The sequence below is a fragment of the Pseudonocardia sp. Cha107L01 genome (assembly GCF_052566575.1).
Genome location: NZ_CP199579.1, coordinates 5,356,232 through 5,378,708, shown reverse-complemented (window position 1 = coordinate 5,378,708; position 22,477 = coordinate 5,356,232). Strand labels below are relative to the sequence as shown.

Genomic DNA, 22,477 nt, shown 5'->3' with positions numbered 1-22,477 from the left:
CCGACATGAGCCAAGATCGAACAGGACTGGCGTTACTCTCGTGTCAGCTCTGCGTAGGTATACGCAACTCGCTCCGTCGCCTGTTGCGTATACCTACGCAGAGCAAAGGCCCCCGAACAGCGTTAGCTCGCGCGGAGCACCGACGCTCGCCGAACTGCCCGGTTGCCGAGTGTCAGCCCCGGGCGGCCTGCGCCTGCGCGTAGGCCCGGTCCCAGCCCGCCTCGAAGTGGACCACCGCGGCCCGGCCGTCGATCGTTCCCCGGCACCCGGCCTCGTGCAGCGTGAGCCGCTCCCCCGCGTCGAACCGCAGCAGGGCGTACCGCCGGGCGGTCAGTTCGGTCTGCCGGCCGCCGGCGTCGGTGACGGTCAGGCGCAGCGCGGTCTGCCACCAGTTGTCGTCGTACTCGGCCCTGGTCCGCACGTCGACGACCGGTTCCAGCGTGCCGTCCCGGAACACGTAGCCGTGCCGGGTGGTCTCGCCCCGCGCGTGCAGCTGCATGACGTTGAGCGAGACCCCGTCACCGGCCTGCGCGGAGATCCACTTCCAGTCCTGGATGGTGTCCCAGTCGCGGGTGCCCCAGGAGTGGTCGCGGTGCCCGGTGGTCTCGAACGGGATGGTGCGCCCGTCCAGCACCAGCTCGCCGGTGACGCGGGCGGACTGCTCGAACCGGTTGTCCGCGATGAACGCCGGGCACCCGTCCGCGTTCTGTGCGTAGTCGAACGCCTCGTGGGTCCCGGTGAACGTGGCACGCAGCGACGCCCCCTCGATGTCCACCCCGAACTCGGCGGTCCGGAGCAGGTCGGTGTGCCGCAGCCACAGACCCCGCACCGCCCAGTCGTCGAAGTCGCGGCCGCCCACATCGACGCCGTCAGCGCCGTCGATGGTGCTGAACACCAGCCGCTCGTTGTCGTCGCCGACCACCGCGAACAGGTGGCCGGCCCGGTTGGCGGCGTCCACCCAGGTGTAGACGAAGACCATCAGGCCCTCGTCCGGCAGCAGCACGTTGTAGAACAGGCTCTCCCTGGCGTGCGGGTCGGGTCGCAGCTGGTGACGCAGGTCGTCCTTCGGTTCGAGCATCAGCTCCCCCCGGTGAGCGCGCGCACGTAGTCGGCCGGCCAGCCCAGCTCCACGTGCGCCACCGCCGGCGCTGCGTCCAGCGTGGCCGTCATGCTGATCTCGTTGAGCAGCAGGTGCTGGATCGGCATCGACCAGCCGGCCGCGTAGCCGCACTCCAGCGCCATCTCCCGCCCGGCCTCGTCGGTGAACACCCCGGACAGCGAGCGGTGGATCATCCGCTCGTCGAGCTCGGCCGTGGCCTCGGCGGTGGCGATGGGTGAGACCAGCCCATCCCGGTTCAGGTACCCGTTCACCAGGATCCGCCCCTTGACGAACATGATCATGGCGTGCAGTGACACCGCGCCGTCCCGGGTCGCCGCGTTCATCCACTTCCAGTGCTGGAGCATGTTCCAGTTGCGGGAGCCCCAGGAGTGGTCCCGGTGCCCGACGCCGGTGAACTCGAGGCGCCGCTCGCCCAGGGTGAGACTGCCCCGGGTCACCCCGGACTGCTCGTAGCGGTTGTGCGCCACCCAGTCCGGGCAGCCGTCGGCGTTGTCGTGCCAGCTGAACGGCTCGTGGATGCCGTCGAAGCGCAGCGACAGCTCGAGGCCGTCGGCGCCGATGCTCGTTCCGCTGGCGCTTCTCTCGGTACGGAAATCCACCTCCGCCACCGTCAGCGGGTCGGGTTGGCGCCAGTGCAGCCCGCCGACGGTGAAGTCCCGCAGGTCGTCCCCGGTGAACTCGGCGTCGTCGGAGTGCGAGACGAACAGCGGCTCGGCCATGTCCGGCCCGCCGACGAACAGGAACCGGCCCCACCGGGTGCCGCCCTCCCGCCACAGGTAGAGGAACACCAGCAGCTGTTCCTCCGGGATGGGCGCGGTGAGCAGCAGGCTCTCCCGGGCGTGCGGGCCGGACCTGGAGATCTCGTCGTGCAGCAGGTCGTCCTCTGGCGTGAACCGGGTTAGCCGGCGGGTGGCGGTCATGCACTGCCTCTCAGGGTCGGTGCCGGGTGGTTGTCCCGCCAGCCCAGGAACCGGGCGAGTGCGGGGTCGGTGCGGGCGGCGGTCGAGGTGGGTCGGTGGCCGAGGCTGACGATGCCCCGATCGCCGTCGACGGAGATCAGCTCGCCCTCGGTGAGCGGGTGGCCGGCCAGCGTCGCGGACCGGCGGTCCCGCGCCACCGCGATCTCGCCGACGCCACACACCGCCGCCCGCCCCATGCCCCTGGCCACCACGGCGGCGTGGCTGGTCCGCCCACCCCGCCCGGTGACCACGCCGACCGACGCGATCACCCCGGGCAGGTCGGCGGGTGACGTGGTCGGGCGCAGCAGCACCACGGGCGAGTCCGAGCCGTCGCCGTGCAGCGCCTGGGCCCGGTCGGCGTCGAACGCGGCCCGGCCGGTCACCGCTCCCGGCGAGGCGGCCAGACCCCGGGCGATCACCGCGCCGGCCGGTGGCTCACCGTCGAAGCGGGGCGCGGTGGCGGCGGCCAGCTGTTCCTCGGTCACCCTGCCCACCGCCTCGGCCTCGGTGATCAGCCCCTCCTCGACCAGGTCCACGGCGAGCGCGACGGCGGCCCGCCCGCTGCGCTGGCCGACCCGGGTCTGCAGCACGTACAGCCGGCCGGACTCGATGGTGAACTCGACGTCGCACAGGTCCCTGGTGTGTTTCTCCAGCGTGCCGAACAGGTCGGTGAGCTGCCGGTACACCTCGGGCAGCCGGTCGCCGATGACCGGCAGCGGGTCGGTGTCGTGCTCGCCGGAGACCACGTCCTCGCCCTGCGCGGCGAACAGGAAGTCACCGAAGGCGCCTCGGGCGCCGGTGGACGGGTCGCGGGTGAACGCCACCCCGCTGCCGGAGCGCTCGTCGCGGTTGCCGAACACCATGGTCTGCACGACAACGGCGGTGCCAAGGTCCTCGTCGATGCCCTTGTGCCGCCGGTACGCCTTCGCGCGCGGGCTGCGCCAGGACCGGAACACCGCCTCGATCGACTCGCGCAGCTGGCCGTCCGGCTCCGGGAAGGCCGAGCCGGACTCCCGCTCGATCACCCGCAGCAGCGCCGAGCACCGGGCGCGGGCGGCACGCGCCGGGTCCCGCTCGGTGGGCAGGTCGAGCAGCACGTCCTCCACCTCGCCGGCGCCGACACCGCGCACCGTGCGGGCGAAGCCGTCCAGCAGCCGCTCCAGCGAGGTCCAGGCGAACCGAGGGTCCCCGGTGCGCTCGGCGAGCAGTTCGGCGCCGCGCACGGTGAGCCCGACGTTCAGGACGGTGTCCATCATCCCCGGCATGGACACCGGTGCCCCGGACCGGACCGACACCAGCAGCGGGTCCGCGTCGTCGGCGGAGGCGCCGAACCGCCGTCCGGCGCACTCCTCCAACGAGCCCATCCGCCCGGCCATCTCACCGGCCAGCTCACCGGGCAGCGCGCCCTCGGTGAGGTAGGCGCGGCCGCACGGGGTACCGATGACGAACCCGGGCGGCACCGGCAGCCCCAGCCCGACCATCTCGACCAGGCCCGCGCCCTTGCCGCCGAGCACTGCCCGGTCGGTGGTGCCCGCGTCCTCGAAGCCGTACGTCAGCATGCATTTCCCCAGTTCGGAGGTCGTGAGTGGCGAGTGGTCCTGGGGGACCACCCGCCACTCACGGGGTCAGTAGCTGCCCTCGGCCTCGCGGCTTCGGTCCAGCGTCCGCAGGTAGTCCTCGTGGGCTTCCATCCACACCGTGTGCACCGAGTCGACGGTCGGGCTGGTCAGGTACGCCCACTCGCCGTCCTCCGCCCGGCGCAGCGCCTCGGCCAGCCGGGACCGGTAGCCGCCGAACCGGGGCAGCAGTTCCGCGGTGCGGCGCAGCGCGGGGCCGACCCGCTCGATCAACACCTCGACCTCGCCGAGCAGCGCGAAGCGGCCGTCCTCGTCCACCGAGCCGGCGCGGGCGGACAGGCTCTTCAGCGGCCCGTTCACCGCGAGGAACCGCTCGTACGCCTGACCGAGACGCTCCTGGTCGACACCACAGCGCTCGGCGGCGAGCAGCTCGCCGTGGCGGCGGTGGCCGGCCTCGGTGAGCAGGTAGCCGGCCGGGGTGTGCGCCACCAGCCCGGCGTCGAGCAGCGGGTCCGGGTCGCCGGGCAGCTCGGCCAGGTTGCCGCGCAGCGCGAGGGCGTGCAGTGCCGGCAGCGCGTCCGGCCCGACCTCGGGCGCGGCGCCCAACCCCGTGTCGGGTACCAACCCCTGCCCCATCAGGAACACCGCGCCGAGCACCTGCTGCGCCTGGCCGCCGGCCAACACCGGGTAGGCCTGCTCGGTCAGGTCGGTCAGCGCGTCGTAGTCCTGCGAGATCATCGAGTCCCACACCCCGGCCGCGCGGGCGTAGGGCAGCAGCATCTCGCGGCAGTACACCTTCACCCCGTTGCGGATCCGCTCGTCCCAGGAGAGCTCGCCGATCGAGGTGTACAGCGACAGCATCGACTCGTTGCACCGGTCCACGATGCGCGCCATCTCCGCCTCGTCCAGCCGCCGCACCTCCGACACCGGGGTGTCCCAGCGGTCCCGGGCGTAGACCACCGCGCCGGACAGGTACTTCAGGTAGTTACGCGGCTGGGCGAACGTGGTGGCGATGTCGTTGATGGCGATGGTCACCGGGGTGTCCGGGCGGAAGAACATCGCCTCGGTGACGCAGTACGGCAGGTCGGAGAGCTCGGCGGCCCACTCGTACGCCGGCTCGTACAGGAAGTGGTCGCGCACGATCACGAAGCCGCCGTCGGGCAGCGGGTACGGCCCGGTGTCGCACAGCCCGGCGCGGCAGTCGTAGTGCAGCAGGAACCCGGTCAGCTCGGTGGTGGCGTTGAACTTGCGGAACGCCGCGAGCTGGTCCCGGTCGGCGAGCCGGGACTCCTCGTCGCGGAACCGGTCCAGCCAGCTCCGCGCCAGCGCCGGCACCCGGTAGCCACGCCCGGACACGAAGCCGGGGCCCTCACCCCAGAGCCCGTACTGCAGCCGCCGCATGAACGAGATGATGGTGTTGGCGTTGCGGTGGTCGTCCAGGTCGGAGGTCAGACCCAGCTGCCCGGCGATCGCCCTGCCGATCAGCGGACAGGCCCCGGCGCCCCAGATGTGCACGTGGTTCGCCTTCGTGCCGATCTCGCGCCGGGGCAGCCCGCCCAGCTCGATGACACCGTCGGCGCCGATCTTGTCGGTGATCAGGTCGATCCAGCGGGCGTAGCTGCCCCACTGCTGGACGAAGCCGACCGTCTCGTACTCCTGGCGCGGGATCAGCCCGGACTCACCCTCGGTCTGCCGGGCCTTGATCAGGTCCCAGAGGTTCCAGCCGGAGTAGGCCAGGAAGTCGCCGACCTCGGCCGGGTCCAGGTCCCGGTGCAGGTTCGCCCGCTCGCCGGTCAGCACCCCGTCCAGCACCCCGGTGCGCAGCCGGGCCCGGAGCTGCCGGTCCCCCGCCGGGCCGTCGGCGATCTCACCCCGGTAGCTGGCCATCAGTGCGCGCAGCTGCTCGGCCTGTGCGGCCGCCTCCGGGTCCGGTGCGTTGGCACACTCGCCACCGGACGTGCCGTAGGTCCGGGCACCCCGCTCGATGAACACCTGGCCCTCCGGCGAGCCGGAGACGATCATGCGGACCAGCGCGCCGTCCGGCGGGATCGTCTCGCCCCGGCTGCTGGTGACACCCTCGGTGAACGCCACCGACATCAGGCAGGGGATGCCGTACTCCCTGGACAGGATGCCCAGGTGGCTCTCCGGGGCGCCCTGCAGCGTCATCACGCCCTTGACGCCGGCGGACAGGGCCGGGGTCAGGAACGTGGTGGTCCCGCCCCGGGCCAGCACGATCGAGTCCGCCACGTCGCCGCCGGAGACGAAGTCCAGCACCGCCGAGGGCGAGTCCAGCCAGACGACCGGGCCCTGTACCGGTTCGTCGTGCTCGAACACGGTCAGACCGGCACCGACCAACTCGAAGTCGTCCACCTCGATCACTCCCTTGTGATGTTCCGTCCGACTCCGGGACTCGCGCCGGTGGACAGTGGCTGAAATGGTGGTGGACCGGCACCGGGGAGCCAATGGCCGATGGAGGCAAGGTGTGCTCGGGCCGCTATCCACGCCGGCAGGAGACACTCGCAATGCCCGGCGCCGTCGCACTCGACTAGCCCCGACGGACCAGAGAAATCGACAAAATGGATAACGTCCGGGTGACCTGGGTCATAGAAGGGGTCGGGATCCCACTACTGTCACCGTCGTGTCACCCCGGTCCGTCACCCCGCCTGAGCTGGTAACTCAGCAGGCCGTCACCGCCTCCGAACTAGCGGCCTCGGAACGAGCCGCCGAGGCGATCCAACGGTGCGCGCACGATCTGCTGCCGAGGTCCCACGGGATCTCCGCGGACATCACCGCGCAGGTGCTGGCGAAGCTGCCCGGGCTGGTGCCGGACGGTTCCCCGGAGGCGGTCGACGCGGTGCGCGAGAGCACCGAGCAGAACGTCGGCGCGATCCTGTCGACCCTCGCCTTCGGCGTTCCGGCCACCGCGACGGAACCGCCCCTCGGGGCCCGGAAGCTGATGCGGCACTCGGTGACCGGCGGCGGCGACATCACCGATCTGCTCCGCGCCTACCGGTACGGCCACGAACTGCTCTGGCAGCGGTGGAGTGAGTACGTCGGCCTGCAGCTGACCGACTCCGAGCTGCTCAGCGACGTGCTGGCGTCGTCCTCGCGGCACATGTTCACCTTCATCGACCGGTCGTGTGAGCACCTGGTCACCGAGTACCGCAGCCAGTTCGGCAGGCTCCGACCGGCCGACGGGAGCCACCGCGCCCCCGCCGACGTCATCCGCGACCTGCTGGGCGAGGCGCCCGTCGACGAGAGCGCGGCGGGCTCACTGCTCCGCTTCGACGTGCGTGGCTACCACGTCGCGTTGGTGCTCGCGCCGATCGAGCCCACCGGTGACGTCCGGGCGGCGTTGGACGACCTGCGGGCCGGCACCGGCGCCGCCGCGACGCTCACCCTGCCGGTCGGCGACGGCACCTGGTGGGTGTGGCTCAGCTGGCCGGCCCGCCCGGGCGACGACGCGTTGACCGCCGTCACGGCAACCCCGCTGCGCGGGGTACTGGCCGGGATGGGCTCACCCGGGCGGGGGCGCGCGGGGTTCCGCCGCTCGCACCACCAGGCCCGCGAGGCCGACCGGGCCGCCCGGCTGAGCCGGCACCCGAGGCCTGGCGTGACCCGGCACCGCGACGTCGAACTGGCCGCCGTGCTCTGTACCGACCCGGACCGCGCCCGACGTCTCGCCGACGACCGCCTCGGTGCCCTGAGCAGCCAGGACGACACCTGTGGGCGCCTGCGCGAGACGCTGCTGGTGTACCTGTCCCAGGGCTGCAGCAAGACCCGTACCGCGCAGCTGATGCACGTGCACCACAAGACGGTCAGCTACCGGCTGGGCCAGGCCGAGGCGCTGCTGGGCCGACCGTTGTCCCAGGACGTACTCGAGCTCGGCGCCGCGCTGCTCATCGACCGCACCCTGCGCGGCAACTCCGAGGGCGCCGGTAAAGCTCCCGAACCGGATTCCCGGTAGGGCCCGGTAACAATCGGTAAGGAAAGGCCATGGACCAGCGCCAATAGAGGGTTAGAATCGCGCTCCGGTTCCGGAGGAGGCACGGTGTCATACAGCCTTGGCGTGGATCTCGGTACCACCTTTGTCGCGGCGGCGATCGCCCGTCCGACGGGGGCCGAAATGCTCACCCTGTCCCCTCAGTCCGTCGTCGCCCCGGCTCTGGTGTACCTCCGCGAGGACGGCACCCTGGTGACCGGCGACGCGGCCCGCCGACGCGCGGTCTCCCGGCCGGACCGGGTCGGTCGCGAGTTCAAGCGCCGCCTCGGCGACCCGACACCGGTGATGCTCGGCGGCACGTCGTTCGCGGTCACCGATCTGCTCGGCGCCCTGCTGCGCGACGTGTTGCGGCAGGTCGTCAGCCTCGAGGGCGGGCCGCCGGATCAGGTGGTGCTCACTCACCCGGCCAACTGGGGACCGTTCCGCCGTGGCCTGTTCGAAGAGGTTCCGACAAACGCCGGGCTCAGCGACACCCTGACGATCACCGAGCCGGAGGCCGCGGCCGCGCACTACGCCTCGTCGCGGCAGCTGCACGACGGCCAGATCGTCGCGGTGTACGACCTGGGCGGCGGCACCTTCGACGCCACCATTCTGCGCGGCGCCAGGGACGGTGTGGAGATCCTCGGTCGACCGGAGGGAATCGAACGACTCGGCGGTGTCGACTTCGACGAGTCGGTGCTGGAATTCGTCAACGTCACGTCGGGCGGTGCGCTGGACGGTCTCGACATGACGGATCTGCAGACCGCGCTGGCGATCGCCCGGCTGCGCCAGGACTGCGTGCTGGCCAAGGAGTCACTGTCCCTGGACACCGAGGCCATCATCCCGGTGTTCCTGCCGGACCGGCATTTCGAGGTCAAACTGACCCGCGCGGAGTTCGAAGGCATGGTCCGCGGGCCCATCGAGTCGACAACCCAGGCTCTGGTCCGGACCCTGCGGTCGGCCAAGTTGGAGCCGTCCGACCTCAGCGCGGTCCTGCTGGTCGGCGGTTCCTCACGCATCCCGCTGGTGGCCCGGATGGTGTCCGACGCACTGGGCTGCAAGACCGTGGTGGACACCCACCCCAAGTACACGGTGGCGCTCGGCGCGGCCAGCATCGCGGCCGCGTCGGGCGTCGGCTCCACCGCCAACACACAGCAGACGCACGAGGCGGTCCCCGTCCCCGCAACGAGCGCCGCGGCCGGCACGACGGACTGGCAGTACGACGCCACCTCGGCCCCGATCACCGCTCCGACGCCCATCGCCGTGCCCGCTCCGACCCCGCCACCGGTCGACGGCGCCGGCGCGCCCGTCAACGGCGCCGCGACGCTCGCCGGCGCCCACCTGGCGGCCGGCCCACCGAGCTTCGGCGGAGCAAACGGACACGCCGAGACACCGGCCCGGCACGAGCCGGTACCGCCGCCATGGGCACAACACGCCGCGGCCGACCCGAGCGGTTCGGGCCGGTCGCACACCTGGAAGTGGTTCCTCGCGGTCGCCGCCGCGGTCATGGTGCTCGCGGTGGTCCTGGTGGCCCTCCTGCGGCCGGGCGGCACCACGGCGAACCCCGAGGCGGCCCCGGCACCCGAGCCGGCCCCGGCACCACCGGTCGCCACCGCACCGGCGGTGCCGCCCTCGGCCAGCCTGCCGAACCCGACCGTGGTCGGTCTGATCAAGGTTCCGGCGGGCCCGCAGTCCGGCACGATCACCCCGGACGGCAAGCTCGCCTACGTCGCCAGCACCAACACGCACAGCATCACCCTGATCGACCTGGCGACCAACGGGGTGGTCGGCGGCATCCCGATCGCCGCCGGGCCGCCCCAGTTCGTGGCGTTCACGCCGGACGGCCGGTTCGCCTACGTGAGCGTGTACGACGAGATCCGCAACACCGGCAACGCCGTCGTGGTGGTGGACACGGCGACCCGGGCGGTCGTCGCGTCGATCCCGGCGGAGAAGTTCCCGTACGCCATCGCGGTGAGCCCGGACGGCCGGCAGGTCTACATCCCCAACCACGACGTCAACCTGGTGTCCGTGGTCAACACCGCCACCAACACCGTCGTGCAGAAGATCGCGGTCAAACCGAACCCACACAGCGTCGCCTACTCGGTCAACGGCCGCCGGGCCTACGTCGCGAACCACGCGTCGAACGTCGTGACCGTGCTGGACACCAAGAACGGCGCGGTCCTGACCGAGATCCCGGTCGGCCGCAGCCCGCACTCCATCGCGATGTCGCCGGACCGGGCCCGCGTGTACGTGGTGAACTACGACGGCAACTCGGTCTCAGTCATCGATCCGGCGACCAACAAGGTCACCGCGACGATCCCGGTGCAGCTGGAGCCGCAGAGCGTCGCCTTCGCCCCGGACTCCCGGCACGCCTACGTGGTCAACGACGGCAGCAACACCGTCTCGGTGATCGACACCGCGACCAACCAGGTCACCGCCAACGTGCAGGTGGGGCAGGATCCGACGTCCGTCTTCGTGGCGGCGGACGGCAAGCACGCCTACGTCACCAACATCAGCTCCAACGACGTCTCCGTGCTCAAGACCGCCGGGTGAGGTCGACCAGTGACACCGGGCGCGCCCTCGCAACGCAGCGGCTCACTGGCTGGCTCACTGGCTCAGCCGGACCGCACCATCCCGGACGGTGAGCGAGCGCGTGTGCAGCGGGCGGGTGGCCGGGCCGTGCACCACCGAGCCGTCGGTGATCGAGTACCGGCTGCCGTGGCAGGGGCAGTTGATCGTTCCGTCCGCCACCTGGCTGATCGTGCACCCCTCGTGGGAGCAGATCGCGCTGAACGCCTTGAACTGCCCGGCAATGGGCTGCGTCACCACGACCCTGTTGGTCGGGAAGACCGTGCCACCGCCGACCGGGATGTCGACGGCCTTGGCTAGGTCAGCGGCGGGCGTCTCCAACGGCACCGGCGGGGCGGCCGCGGCACCGGTCGGGGTGGCCGGGGCCGCGGTGCCGGCGCCGCACGCGGTGAGCGCAAGGGACAATCCCAGCAGACCCGCACCCGCGACCAGGTTGCGGCGGTCCAGCTGTGCCCGCCCCAGTTCTCCACGGTCGCCGCGCTGACTGTTCGACATGGCCATCTCCCAGGGTGGGCTACCGGACCTCCGGCCGTGCCAGGGCCCGGGCAGCCGCCACACAATCCTCCGGAGCACCGCATGAACGCAATATCTATCCGGTACCTCGCGGTCCTGGTCGCTCTGCCGTTGCTCGTGGTCACCGCGTGTGGTCGGCCCAGCCCCGGTCCGGTGCCCGGCCCGCCCCCGAGCTGGTCGGCGCCGGCCCCCGCCCAGGCAGGCCCGGGGCAACCGTCGCCGAGCGCCCTGCAGGTGTGCAGCACGGACGACGGGCAGAAGGACATCGCCGGCGCGCTGGGGGTCACCCCGACCAGGGTCGAGCAGCCCACCTGGCGGGACCACCTGTACTCCTGCCGGTACGACTACCCGGACGGTTCCTTCGTGCTGTCGGTCAAGGAGCTGGCCGACAACGCACAAACCGTCGCCTACATCGACCAGCTCGCCGCCACCTTGGGTGAGCTCGCGCCCCTGGACGGGATCGGCGAGGGCGCGTTCTACACCCGCAACCGCTCCATCGTGGCTCGCAAGGACAACAAGGTGTTGCTGGTCGATGTGTCCGCGCTGCCGCCCAACTTCGGCAGACCGCCGGCCCCGCCTGCCGCCACCAGTCGCATCATCGCCACCGTGATCATGGGCTGCTGGTCAGGCGACTAGACAAACTCTAGAGCTGCTCCGGACGTCAGGCCGATTCGCTCGGGACCGTCTCCTGCCGGGACCAGCGCCCGCCGACCAACGTCCACAACCCGTCGAGGGCGTCGCTGATCGACTGCGCGGACAGCTCCTCGGCCTTTCCGTTGTGCTCGATGATCGCCAGGGCGACGGTCGTGGCGGTGAACTCCTGCTGGGCACCTGGCATCACGTCCCGCTGGTCGGCGGTGACGACCTGGGAGGTCAGTTCGAAGGCCCTGCTCGCCATCTCGTCCGAGGACGGCAGCTCGTCGAAGTGAATGCCCGACTCGGCCTCGCTCATGGCCAGGGCGAAACCGCCGTAGATTCCCCGGAACACTCTGATGCTGTCGACCTCAGCCATGACCACCGCTTTCACCGGCGCCCAGCCGAGCGTGAGTGCCAGGCGGCGAGCTTGGCCAATACGACGCAGGAGGGCGGAACGTCAGGACCCCAAGATCATATCGTGCGTGCCGGGCGGAACTACCGTCCACTCTACCGGCCGTCACCGGCCGCTACTGGCAGCGCCCTCGCCACGCGCTCAGGGCATCTCAGGGTGTGGACAAGCATGGGTATCCGGCCGCGGACCGGAATCTTCCCGGCCGCGGCCCCGTTGAGCTGTCCATGAGCGTTTACGACTTCTCTGTCAAAGCCGCCGACGGCAGCACCCAGGATCTCGATGCGTACAAGGGCAACGTGCTGTTGCTGGTCAACGTGGCGAGCAAGTGCGGTTTCACGCCCCAGTACGAAGGTCTGGAGGCGCTGTACCAGGACACCAGGGACCGCGGTGTGCAGGTCCTCGGGTTCCCGTGCAACCAGTTCGGTGACCAGGAGCCAGGCACCGACGCCGACATCCAGCAGTTCTGCAGCACCACGTACAACGTCACCTTCCCGGTGCTGAGCAAGGTCGACGTCAACGGCCCGGACGCGGACCCGCTCTACACCTACCTGCGCACCGAGGCCCCCGGCGACTTCGGCCCGGACAACGGATTCCTGTTCCAGCACGTCCAGAAGACCCGCCCCGAGGCGATCGGCACCGACGAGGTCAAGTGGAACTTCACCAAGTTCCTGGTCGGCCGCGACGGCAACGTCATCCGCCGCTACGAGTCCACCGCCACCCCGGAGGACATCCGCTCCGACCTGGACGCCCTGCTCACCGCCTGAGCGGACCGCGATGGGAGATCCAGTGGTCTACCAGCCGGGTTCCCCGCGGTTCGTGACCGATCCGTACCCGGCTTTCGACACGCTGCGCGCCGGTCCGCCCGCGCTGTACGACGACGCCACGCGGCAGTGGGTGGTGTCCCGGTACGCGCTGGTGGACCGGCTGCTACGGGACCGCCGCCTCGGCCGCACCTACCTGCACGTCGCCGACCACGCGGAGTTCGGCCGCCCCCCGGAACCGGCGTACCTGGCGCCGTTCTGGGCCACCATCCGCAACGGCATGCTGGACCGCGAGCCCCCGGACCACACCCGGCTGCGGCGGCTGGTGTCCGCCGCGTTCACCGCCCGCCGGGTCGAGCAGCTCGTCCCGCGCATCGCCACGCTGGCCGGTGAACTGGTCGACGAGCTGCTCGACGCGGGTTCGGACGGCTCCCCCGTGGACCTGGTCGCGGTGCTCGCCGAACCGCTGCCGGTGACCGTGATCGCGGAGCTGCTCGGTGTCCCCGAGTCCGACCGGTCACTGCTGCGGCCGTGGTCGGCGGCGATCTGCCGGATGTTCGAGCTGGACGCGGACCGGGCGGACGGGATGGCGGCGGCGGCGGCCTGCGCGGAGTTCGGTGACTACCTGCGCCGGCTCGCCGCGACGCGCCGGGCCACCCCCGCCGACGACCTGCTCACCGCGCTCACCCAGGTCGCCGATGCCGACGGCGGCCGGCTCTCCGAGGACGAGCTGGTGGGCACCTGCGTGCTGCTGCTGAACGCCGGTCACGAGGCGACGGTCAACGCCACCGGCAACGGGGTGTGGGCGCTGCTGCGTCATCCTGAGCAGCACGCCCAGCTGCGTGCCGACCCGGCCGCGCTGCTGGCTCCGGCGGTCGAGGAGATGCTGCGCTACGACTGCGCGACGCCGATGTTCGAGCGCTGGGTGCTGAACGACGTCACGATCGGCGACGGGACCGGCGGTACGGAGGCCGTCGAGGTGGCCAGGGGCGCGGAGCTGGCCCTGCTGCTCGGCTCGGCGAACCGCGACCCGGCGGTGTTCGCCGACCCGGACCGGTTCGACGTGTCCCGGTCACCGAACCCGCACCTCACCTTCGGGGCCGGCATCCACTTCTGCCTCGGTGCGCCGCTGGCCAGGAGAGAGCTGGCCGCCAGCGTCGGTGCACTGGTGCGGCGGGTCCCGAAGCTGGCGGCGGCGGCGGAACCGGCCTACAAACCCGGCTTCGTGGTGCGCGGGCTGCGGTCGTTGCCGGTCACGGTGCGCTGACCCCTCTCGAGGGGCCGAGCGCGCAGCGAGCTGGTGATCAGCAGGTTCAGCGCGGTCAGCACCCGCTTGACCCGCTCCGGCGTCGAATGGAAGCCGGAGTCCATCGCCAGCCCCCAGAGCAGGTCGACGAGCACCTGGGCGAGATCGTCCGGCACGACGGCCGCCTCGATCTCACCGCTGCGTCTGCCCTCCTCGAGGCAGTCGACGAAGTACTGGCGCACCTGCGCGAACTGCCGCTGGGACCCCTCGCGCAGCCCGGTGTGCCGCGCCGCGTCGAGCGTGGAGGTGACCCAGAACCGGACGAACGTGCTGTCCGAGTCGTTCACCCGGATCGCGGACTCGAACAGCCCGAAGATCCGCTCCGCCGCCGGCCGGTCCGCATCGGGCAGGTTGCTCATGATCTCGACCAGCGCGTCCTGCTGGATCGACCTGAACGCGGCCCGGTGCAGCTCGATCTTGCTCGGGTAGTAGTTGGCGATGGCGTTGCGGGTCAGGCCCGCCTCCCGGGCGATCTCCTCCATCGTCGCCCGGTCGAACCCGGTGTTGCTGAACACCGTGCGGGCGCCGCGCAGGATGCGGCGGCGGGTCTCGACACCGTCGGACCCGGGCGGTCGACCTCGCCGCGACTGAGCCTCAGTCATGCACCCGACCCTACGGTCCGGCCCCTCATCTGGTGACAAAGGGACATCCCCGTGCAAGGATATGCCAGGATATGGCACGCCCGCCATATAGTGTCCGACGTCGGAGGCGGCCCATGCGGGCACTCGTGATCGGCGGCACCGGCTCGACGGGTGTCGACGTGGTCCGCGGCCTGGTGGAGCGGGGCCACGACGTGCGGCTGCTGCACCGGGGCGTGCACGAGCCGGCCGGACTCCCCGACGTCCCGCACGTGCACGCGGACCCGCACTTCGCGGAGAGTCTGACCGAGGCAGTCGGCGACGAGTCCTTCGACGTGGTGCTCGCGATGTACGGCCGGGTCAAGGTCATCGCGGACGTGTTCGCCGGGCGTACCGGGCACCTGGTCGGCGTCGGCGGCGTCCCGGCCTACCGGGGCTGCCTCGAGCCGGACACGGTCACACCGTTCGGCATGCGGGTGCTGGCCAGGGAGGACGGGCCGCTCTCCGACGAGCACGCGCACGTCCCCAAGTTCGCCAGGCCGATCATCGCCGCCGAACGCGCGGTGTTCGCCAAGCGGGCCGAGGGTGCCTACCGCGCCTCCTACGTCCGGTTCCCGGCGATCTACGGGGCGCGCAGCCTGGTGCCCTGGGAGTGGTCGGTGCTGAAGCGGGTCCAGGACGGGCGGCGCCAGATGATCCTGCCCGACGACGGGCTCGGCATCATCTCCCGCTGCGCCGCCCGCAACGCCGCCGAGGTGATCCTCAAGATCGTCGACAGGTCGGCCGTCGCCGACGGACAGGTGTACAACGTCGCCGACGACGACCAGTTCTCCATCCGCCAGTGGGCCGAGACGGTGGCCGGTCTGCTCGGCGCGGAGCTGGAGTTCGTCGGGATCCCGTCGGTAATGGCGCCGTCCGCGCTGGTCGAGCTGTACCCGCCGACCGGGCGCCCGCACATGCTGCTGGACGCCACCAAGGCCAAGGTCGAGCTCGGCTACCGGCAGGTGATCAGCGCGCACGAGGCGATGCGCCAGACGCTGGACTGGTTCACCGAGAACCCGGTGACGCCGGAGGCCTACCCGATGTACCCGGCCAAGTTCGACTACCCGCTGGAAGACCGGCTGATCGCCGCCTACGCCGCCGCCATCGGCTGGGTGCACGAGCAGGCACCCGACGAGGCACCGCCCACCGCGCACCCGATGCCGCACCCCAAGACGCCCGCGCTGGCCCGCGACGAACGGGGCCGCTGATGGCCCGGCCGGCCGAAGAGGTCCGGCAGACCGGTCAGCGCGCGACCGACTGGGTCGACTACAACGCCCGGCGCTACCCGAACGAATCCGCCCTGGAGAGCGTCGACACCCCCGCGACGCAGACCTGGGCACAGACCGAGTACCGGGTGGCCCGGCTCGCCGGCGTGCTGGCCGAGCGGCTCGGTGTCCGCCGCGGCGACCGGGTCGCGGTGCTGGCCGAGAACGATCCGAGGGTGCTCGAGGTGCAGTTCGCCTGCTGGCGCCTCGGCGCGGTGTTCGTACCGCTGAGCTGGCGCCTCGCGCTGCCCGAGCTCGAGGCGATGCTCGCCGACGCCGAGCCCGCCGTACTCGTGCACGACGCGAAGTGGGCGGAGACCGCCTCGGCCCTGGCCGGCGCTGTCCCGGCACTGGCCTGCTGGGCCACCCCGGACGGGCCGCTGGACCTCGACGCCGCCGCCGAGCGCGCCCAGCCGAGGCCACCGTCGCCGGACAACCTGCTGGACCAACCCGCGCAGCTGCTCTACACCTCCGGCACCACCGGCCGGCCGAAGGCCGCGATCACCACCTTCAGCACGCTGATCTGGAACGCACTCAACATCGCCGGCCCGGCTCGGGTCACCGGGGCCGGCGACCGGCATCTCGCCGCGTTGCCGCTGTTCCACGCCGGCGGGCTGAACGGCGTCACCAACCCGGTCCTGCTCAGCGGGGGCTGCGCCCGCGTCGCGTCCCGGTTCGACCCCGAGCAGGTGCTCGGCCTGCTCGGCGACCCGCGCAGCGGCGTCACCCATTTCTCCGGCGCCCCGGTGATGTACCTGATGATGTCCGGCCTGCCCGGTTTCGACGGTGCTGACTTCTCCGGCATGCGCTACGGCCAGCTCGGCGGCGGTTACCTGGAGGGCGAGCTGGCCGCGCGGTACGCCGAGCGCGGGGTACACCTGCTGCCCAGCTACGGCGCCACCGAGATGGGCCCGTCCGCGACCACCATGACCGTGGCCGCCGCGCCGCACAAGATCGGCTCGTGTGGGTTCCCGGTGCAGCACACCCACCTGCGGGTGGTCGACGAGGAGGGAAACGACGTGGCGCCGGGCGAGGTCGGCGAGGCCTGGGTGCGCGGGCCGAGCATCCTGCCCGGCTACTGGCGCCGCGACCCGGCGACCGACCCGGCGTTCCACCGGGGCTGGTTCCGCAGCGGCGACGCGATGCGCATCGACCCCGACGGGTTCTGCTACCTGACCGGCCGGTTCAAGGACATGTACAAGTCCGGTGGCGAGAACGTGTTCGCCGCCGAGGTGGAGGACGTGCTGGTCGGCCATCCGGACATCGCCGAGATCGGCATCATCGGCGTCGCCGACCCGAAATGGGGCGAGGTGGGCCGCGCCGTCGTGGTGGTCCGCGGCGGCGCGGCGGTCACCGTCGACTCGATCACCGCCTTCGCCGCCGACAAACTCGCCGCCTTCAAGCTGCCGCGCAGCGTGGTGACCGTGGCGGCGCTGGACCGCAACAGCTCCGGCAAGGTCGTGAAAGGCACCCTCAAACAGAAGTACGGAGATGTGTCATGACCCAGGCACCCGAGACGGAAACAACACAGCGGGACTACCCGGCGCTGCTGCGCGAGTTCGACCTGTTCAACCCCGCGCACGAGGAGTGGAAGTACGACGCGTTCGCCTACGCGCGCGAGCACTGCCCCATCGTGCGCACCGAGGCGGGCACCGGGTTCTGGCTGATCACCCGGTACGAGGACATGCGCCGGATCCTCGAGGACCACCAGACCTTCTCCTCGGTGCAGGGTTCGCCGGCGCCCACGCCGGTGCGGCTCGGCCCGCTGGACGCCGACCCGCCCGTCCACACCGGACTGCGCAAGCTGCTCAACCCGGTGTTCTCCAAGACGTTCTCGCTGCGCTTCGAGGACGAGATGCGCGCCAACTGCCGGATGCTGATCGACAGCTTCATCGACAACGGCCGGGTCGAGATCCTCGGCGAGTTCGCCGGCCCGTTCGTCAGCCGCACCCTGGCACGGATGGTCTTCGACGAGGACGACCAGGACAAGATGGCGGCGGCCATCCACGTCACGGACGCGGTCACCGAGGAGGGCACCCCGGAGGCGTTCTTCAACCTCGCCATGCTCTCCGCGGCGTACCTCGCGGCCGCGCTGGAGAACCCGCCCGAGCGCGAAGGGGTGCTGCGCGCGCTGGTGACCGGTGAGATCGACGGCAAGCCGGTGCCCGAGGAGGAGGCCCTGGGTTCGCTGAACGTGATCTTCCTCGGCGGCCTGGACACCACCCGCTCGTCCATCGGCAACATCGTGATGCAGATGGCGATGCACCCCGAGCTCGAGCAGCGGGTGCGCAACCCCCGGTGGGTCCGCAGCGACATGGACGAGTTCATCCGGCAGCAGGCCCCGGTCTGCACCTTCGCCCGCAATGTCACCCGCGACGTCGAGGTGGGCGGCATCCGGATGAAGGAGGGCGACCGGGTACTCATCCGGTTCGACTCCGCCAACCGCGACGACAAGAAGTTCCCGAACGGCTCACAGCTGCAATTCGAACCGCCCCGGGGCGGCAACGCGGGCTTCGGTCTCGGTATCCACCGGTGCCTCGGCGCGCACCTCGCCCGGGTGCAGATCGCCATCGCGTTTGACGAGCTGCTCGCCCGGGTCACCAACTTCCGGCTCGAGTGCGCGCCCGAGGACATCGTCTGGAAGCCCGGCATCGCCAACGCGCCGGACCGGATTCCCGTGACCTTCGACAAGGTCTGCTGAAAGGACCTGGCACGCAATGACCTCTATGTGGGAGCGCTACCGGGACATGCTGGGGATCAGCCATCCGATCGTGCAGGACGGGATGGGACCGCAGCCGACGACGATGCTCGCCACCGCCGTGTCCAACGCCGGCGGCCTCGGCTCGATCAGCAGCCCGAGCATCGTCAACACCTCGGAGACATACCTCAGGGACGGTTTCCGGGCCGCGATCGAGTACATCGCCGCACACACCGACGCACCGTTCGCGGTCAACGTCCCGGTCGGCCGGGTCGCCTCCGGCGAGCTGCTGCCGGTGAGCGAGACGTGTATCTCCGAGGCGATCGCGGCCAAGCGCGACGGCGGCAAGGTGGGCAACCAGCTCGTCGCGCTGACCACGTCGGCCGGCTACCCCGGTGAGTTCATCGCCACGATCCAGGCCGCCGGGCTGATCCACCAGGCCAAGGTCGGCTCAGTGCGGCATGCGATCAAGGCCCGGGACGCCGGGACCGACGTCATCATCGCCTCCGGCTACGAGATGGGCGGGCACACCCACGTCAACGGCGTGCACACGATGGTGCTCGCCCCGCAGGTCATCGAGCGGCTGAACTGCCCGGTGATCGTTTCCGGCGGGCTGTGCGACGGGCGCGGCCTCGCGGCGATGCTGGCCATGGGCGCGGCCGGGATCGCCATGGGCACCCGGTTCATCGCCACCGTCGAGCACGAGTGGCACGAGCGCTACAAACAGCGCGTCGTCGACACCCCCGAGTGGGGCGACCAGGTCTTCCAGGGTGTGTACGCACCGTGCCGGGGACTGAAGAACCCCGGGCTGGAGAAGCTGCCCGAGGCGTTGCGCAGCAAGACCCCGGACGAGTTCCAGGAGTGGGAGGAAGGCGAGATGCGCCGCGCCATGCGGGAGGGCGATATCGAGAACGGCCTACTACCGGGCGGGCAGGTCGCGGCCGCGCTGACCGACATGCCGACGGTCGCCGAGCTGATCGAGCGGATCGTGCGCGACGCGGCGGATCTGCTCGGCGGCGCAGCGGCCACCGCCGAGCAGCTCAGGCTGGGCCGCGTGACTACCGCCGCGTGACTGCCGCCGCCGGCAGGTAGGGCGCGCCCGGTCTACGTCGCCGCGCGGGTGCCGTACCCGGACGGGACGCTGTCGGTCACCTCGTAGCGCGGTCCCCCGTCCAGCTCCTCGGCCCGGATCGCCTTCAGCAGCATGGTCGTGTTTGCCACGAACTGGAGAATGAAGACGAACGCCGGGATCCAGATGACGAAGATTCCGCTCCAGGCGAGTGGCCCCGTCTTGAAGAACGGCAGTGCGAGCGCCGGGGTGAACAGGATCGGCGCCCAGATGTTCACGTAGGCCAGCCAACGGGGGAACACCGGCACGCGTCTCTTGTCACTGAAGATGGCGAAGGCGAACGCGAAGTTCTGCGTCATGAACGGCGGCCACGGCATGACCAGGATGATCCAGCCCAGGTCGTTGAGCAGTTGCGTCATGTCCGGCGACCGGTCCGCGCGGAATGCGGTGGCGGCAAACAGCATGGCCGGCAGCATGAAGGTGAACACCCCGGCCGCTCCCCCGGCAAGCTGTGCATAGGTCACCGAGTGGTGCACACCGTGCATCCGGCGCATCTGTCCGGAGATGACGGCGGTGTAGGCCACGTAGAACATCCCGCTGACGAGCATCGCGCCGGCGCCGAACCGGATTCCGGCGGTGTGGCTCTGGTAGTGCGCGGCCACCTCCGCCGCCGACAGGCTCGGTGACAACGGCGGGATGAAGCCGGCGAGGGCGAAGGCCCCGAAGAACAGCGCGACGCAGATGACGCCGCTCCAGGCACAGACACGTTGGAAGGTCAGCTGCGGATTCATCGGGATTCCTCGCTCCGATCAGGTCTTCTCGAACTCGCGGGACAGGGCGGGCCGTGCCGGCGGGGTGCTGTCACCCAGCTGCCGGGTACGGCCGAGGATGAAGCGGGACAGCGCGTCGAGGATCACCAGGCCGATCAGGCAGGACAGGACCGCGCAGGCCCAGCGCACCAGCTCGCTCGCACCGGGGGTGTGCAGCGCCGTGTAGACCGGCAGGCCGACCGCGATGCTGCACGCCGCGTCGGCCACCACCGGCCCGGTCGTATTGATCATCAGCCAGTACAGCGGGAACCCCGCGATCGACATCGGCACGTCCCCGACCGGGTAGTACGTGTACAGCTCGGCCCGCAGCAGCGGCAGCTCGATCAGCAGGTCGAGCACGAACGTGATGGCGATGCCGGCCCAGAACGCGCGCAGGGTGAACTGGAGCTTCTGGAGCTCGCGCAGCAGCAGCCAGGGCACCGCACCGAAGAAGATGATGTACGTGGGCAGCCCCCACATGGGGACCGGCCCGATCGTGTCGATGACGGTGTTCTGTCCCGGGCGCGGGTGCCACACCAGTCCGAGGATGTCGTCGACCGGTTCGTTGAACAGTGCGATCGCACCACCGGCGAGCAGGACCAGGCTGAGCGGGGTGCGCCGCCGGACAAGCTCGACCACCGCGAGGAGCCCGAGGCCACCGGCCACCACCCAGAGCACCGCGTCCGCCCACAGGTGTGCCGTGAGCGGGAAGGCCATCCCGTCCGACCCGTGCGGCGCGTTGAAGTCGCTCGGCGTGATCCGCACCTTCACCCGACCGCCGGGGTGGCCGCGACCGGGCTGGCCAGTGCCCGCAGCAGCTCGCGGGCGGCGCGCTCGCCCGCGGTGGTGGCGGTGTTGACGTTGCCCGACGAGTTGTACGAGCCCGCGAGGTGGATGCGGCTGGTGAGATCGCGCGACGCGTGGAAGCGCCCGAGCTCCTTGTACAGGCCGGGGTGGCTGTACACGAGCACCGGGAACCAGCGGTTGACGCGGCTGAACTCGATGTCGGCGCCGAGCCCCGGGATGACCTTCTCCGCGTCCGGCAGGACGTCGGCGAGGATCTCCTCGTCGGTGGCCTCCATGTGGTCGACCGCCCACTGGTTCATCATGAACAACGACACCAGGCCCTTGCCCTCAGGTGCCCTGCCGGGTGCCTTGTTGTGCTCGAGGATCACCGCGAACAGGCCGTCGGACACCGGTTGCGGCACCACCACGAACGACGCCGGGCACTCCGGGACCCGCCTGAGCGCGAGGTTGATCGACATCGTCGAGGTGTAGTTGAGGTCGCGCAGGAACTTCGCGCGGTGCGGGTCGAGCTGCGGGACGATGTCCGGCACCCAGTTGCCCATCGCGCTGACCACCGCCCCGGCGCCGGTCTCGGTGTGCTCGCCGTCCGGGCCCTGGTAGGTGACGCGGACGCAACCGTCCGCGGTGTCTTCTCTGACCTCCCGGACCGTGCAGTTCAGGCGCACGTCCTTCAGCCCGGCCGCGAGCCGCCGGGGGAACGACGAGTAGCCGTCGCGGAACGCGAACAGCTTGGTACCGAGCACCTTCTGCCACAGGAAGAAGAACTCCACGACGGAGATCATGTTGCCGGGCACACCGGCCCCGCCGCGCACCGTGGGCTCGATCAGGTAGTCGTAGAGCTCGCCGTCGAGACCGCGCCGCCGGCAGTACTCCTCGGGTGTCTCGACATCGTACTCGCTGGCCAGCGACAGGTCCTCGTAGCTGAGCAGCTTCCGCAGCTTGAAGGTGTCGATCGCGAGGCGCGCCACCTTGAGCTTGGAGCACAGCGACAGCAGCTTGGTGCGCGCCGCGTCCAGCGCGAGCCGGTTCGCGCGCAGGTAGTGCATCTCCTCGCCGCGCATGAAGCCCATCAGCGAGCTCGCCGGGATCAGCTCGTCGGCCATCCCGACGTCGCGGACGAGCTGCATGACGCTGTCGTACGCCTCGGGCAGGATCGTCGTGCCGGCCTCCATGAGGAAGCCGTCCCGCTCGACCGAGAGCAGCTGCCCGCCGACCCGGTCTCGCGACTCCAGGACGACAACGTCCCGACCGGCCTCCTGCAGTCGCCACGCGGCGGCGAGACCCGAGGGTCCGGCTCCCACGACGAAGATCGGACCTGGATTAACCATACATCGTACGGTATCAAACGTTCTGT

Annotated in this window: 19 protein-coding genes; 9 read left to right on the top strand and 10 right to left on the bottom strand. The window is 70.9% G+C overall.

Translation table 11 applies throughout. The features are described from left to right. Positions 1-172: 172 nt before the first annotated feature. The 4 genes from ACTXG6_RS25200 to ACTXG6_RS25185 all read right to left on the bottom strand — a co-directional run bounded on the left by ACTXG6_RS25200 (position 173) and on the right by ACTXG6_RS25185 (position 6,026). Positions 173-1,078: a DUF7064 domain-containing protein gene (locus tag ACTXG6_RS25200; RefSeq protein WP_445181843.1), complete on the bottom strand. Its 906-nt coding sequence runs from the start codon at positions 1,076-1,078 to the stop codon at positions 173-175. Further along, positions 1,078-2,040 (bottom strand): DUF7064 domain-containing protein, encoded by a 963-nt coding sequence (locus ACTXG6_RS25195; protein WP_445181842.1) that lies wholly within the window; start codon positions 2,038-2,040, stop codon positions 1,078-1,080. Before ACTXG6_RS25195 ends, ACTXG6_RS25200 begins: the two co-directional genes overlap by 1 nt. Then, positions 2,037-3,638 (bottom strand): pyruvate, phosphate dikinase, encoded by a 1,602-nt coding sequence (locus tag ACTXG6_RS25190; protein WP_445181841.1) that lies wholly within the window; start codon positions 3,636-3,638, stop codon positions 2,037-2,039. The genes ACTXG6_RS25195 and ACTXG6_RS25190 overlap by 4 nt, the downstream gene beginning before the upstream one ends. A gap of 66 nt (positions 3,639-3,704) precedes the next feature. After that, positions 3,705-6,026 carry a PEP-utilizing enzyme gene (locus ACTXG6_RS25185; protein ID WP_445181840.1) on the bottom strand — a complete coding sequence of 774 codons (2,322 nt, stop codon included), beginning with the start codon at positions 6,024-6,026 and terminating at the stop codon, positions 3,705-3,707. Positions 6,027-6,294: 268 nt separating this feature from the next. On the opposite strand from ACTXG6_RS25185, the gene ACTXG6_RS25180 reads away from it, so the two are divergent. Together ACTXG6_RS25180 and ACTXG6_RS25175 are read left to right on the top strand one after the other, a co-directional pair. Beyond that, entirely contained in the window at positions 6,295-7,623 is a 1,329-nt protein-coding gene (locus tag ACTXG6_RS25180) for a PucR family transcriptional regulator (RefSeq protein WP_445181839.1), read from the top strand. Between the two features lie 84 nt (positions 7,624-7,707). Continuing rightward, on the top strand, positions 7,708-10,191 hold the full coding sequence (locus ACTXG6_RS25175) for an Hsp70 family protein (RefSeq protein ID WP_445181838.1): 2,484 nt from the start codon (positions 7,708-7,710) through the stop codon (positions 10,189-10,191). A 54-nt stretch (positions 10,192-10,245) separates the two neighbouring features. Here ACTXG6_RS25175 and ACTXG6_RS25170 read toward each other — a convergent pair whose 3' ends face one another. Next, positions 10,246-10,722 (bottom strand): Rieske (2Fe-2S) protein, encoded by a 477-nt coding sequence (locus tag ACTXG6_RS25170; protein WP_445181837.1) that lies wholly within the window; start codon positions 10,720-10,722, stop codon positions 10,246-10,248. Between the two features lie 81 nt (positions 10,723-10,803). Between ACTXG6_RS25170 and ACTXG6_RS25165 the strand changes: the two genes are divergently transcribed. Continuing rightward, entirely contained in the window at positions 10,804-11,376 is a 573-nt protein-coding gene (locus ACTXG6_RS25165) for a hypothetical protein (protein ID WP_445181836.1), read from the top strand. Positions 11,377-11,401: 25 nt separating this feature from the next. Here ACTXG6_RS25165 and ACTXG6_RS25160 read toward each other — a convergent pair whose 3' ends face one another. After that, entirely contained in the window at positions 11,402-11,752 is a 351-nt protein-coding gene (locus ACTXG6_RS25160) for a hypothetical protein (protein WP_445181835.1), read from the bottom strand. 260 nt (positions 11,753-12,012) lie between these two features. Here ACTXG6_RS25160 and ACTXG6_RS25155 point away from each other — a divergent pair, with 260 nt between their 5' ends. Together ACTXG6_RS25155 and ACTXG6_RS25150 are read left to right on the top strand one after the other, a co-directional pair. Continuing rightward, the gene (locus ACTXG6_RS25155) at positions 12,013-12,552 is read left to right on the top strand and encodes a glutathione peroxidase (protein WP_445181834.1); all 540 of its coding nucleotides are present in this window, start codon (positions 12,013-12,015) and stop codon (positions 12,550-12,552) included. Positions 12,553-12,562: 10 nt separating this feature from the next. Next, on the top strand, positions 12,563-13,816 hold the full coding sequence (locus ACTXG6_RS25150) for a cytochrome P450 (RefSeq protein WP_445181833.1): 1,254 nt from the start codon (positions 12,563-12,565) through the stop codon (positions 13,814-13,816). Here the strand turns inward: ACTXG6_RS25150 and ACTXG6_RS25145 are convergent. Further along, positions 13,759-14,457: a TetR/AcrR family transcriptional regulator gene (locus ACTXG6_RS25145; RefSeq protein WP_445181832.1), complete on the bottom strand. Its 699-nt coding sequence runs from the start codon at positions 14,455-14,457 to the stop codon at positions 13,759-13,761. The two genes, ACTXG6_RS25150 and ACTXG6_RS25145, sit on opposite strands and share 58 nt — an antisense overlap. Before the next feature lie 113 nt (positions 14,458-14,570). Here ACTXG6_RS25145 and ACTXG6_RS25140 point away from each other — a divergent pair, with 113 nt between their 5' ends. From ACTXG6_RS25140 to ACTXG6_RS25125, 4 genes are read left to right on the top strand one after another with little or no spacing between them, the layout of a single operon-like run. After that, on the top strand, positions 14,571-15,683 hold the full coding sequence (locus ACTXG6_RS25140) for a hypothetical protein (RefSeq protein WP_445181831.1): 1,113 nt from the start codon (positions 14,571-14,573) through the stop codon (positions 15,681-15,683). Continuing rightward, entirely contained in the window at positions 15,683-17,242 is a 1,560-nt protein-coding gene (locus ACTXG6_RS25135; RefSeq protein ID WP_445181830.1) for an AMP-binding protein, read from the top strand. The genes ACTXG6_RS25140 and ACTXG6_RS25135 overlap by 1 nt, the downstream gene beginning before the upstream one ends. Next, a complete protein-coding gene (locus ACTXG6_RS25130; RefSeq protein ID WP_445181829.1) occupies positions 17,239-18,441 on the top strand; it encodes a cytochrome P450 in 1,203 nt (400 codons plus the stop codon). The genes ACTXG6_RS25135 and ACTXG6_RS25130 overlap by 4 nt, the downstream gene beginning before the upstream one ends. Before the next feature lie 16 nt (positions 18,442-18,457). Then, the gene (locus ACTXG6_RS25125; protein ID WP_445181828.1) at positions 18,458-19,510 is read left to right on the top strand and encodes an NAD(P)H-dependent flavin oxidoreductase; all 1,053 of its coding nucleotides are present in this window, start codon (positions 18,458-18,460) and stop codon (positions 19,508-19,510) included. Between the two features lie 32 nt (positions 19,511-19,542). On the opposite strand, the gene ACTXG6_RS25120 is transcribed toward ACTXG6_RS25125, so the two are convergent. The 3 genes from ACTXG6_RS25120 to ACTXG6_RS25110 are packed head-to-tail and all read right to left on the bottom strand — an operon-like array spanning position 19,543 to position 22,424. Further along, entirely contained in the window at positions 19,543-20,298 is a 756-nt protein-coding gene (locus tag ACTXG6_RS25120; protein WP_445181827.1) for a hypothetical protein, read from the bottom strand. 18 nt (positions 20,299-20,316) lie between these two features. Further along, on the bottom strand, positions 20,317-21,081 hold the full coding sequence (locus ACTXG6_RS25115) for a hypothetical protein (protein ID WP_445181826.1): 765 nt from the start codon (positions 21,079-21,081) through the stop codon (positions 20,317-20,319). A gap of 2 nt (positions 21,082-21,083) precedes the next feature. Beyond that, positions 21,084-22,424 carry a protoporphyrinogen/coproporphyrinogen oxidase gene (locus ACTXG6_RS25110; RefSeq protein ID WP_445181825.1) on the bottom strand — a complete coding sequence of 447 codons (1,341 nt, stop codon included), beginning with the start codon at positions 22,422-22,424 and terminating at the stop codon, positions 21,084-21,086. Positions 22,425-22,477: the final 53 nt, after the last annotated feature.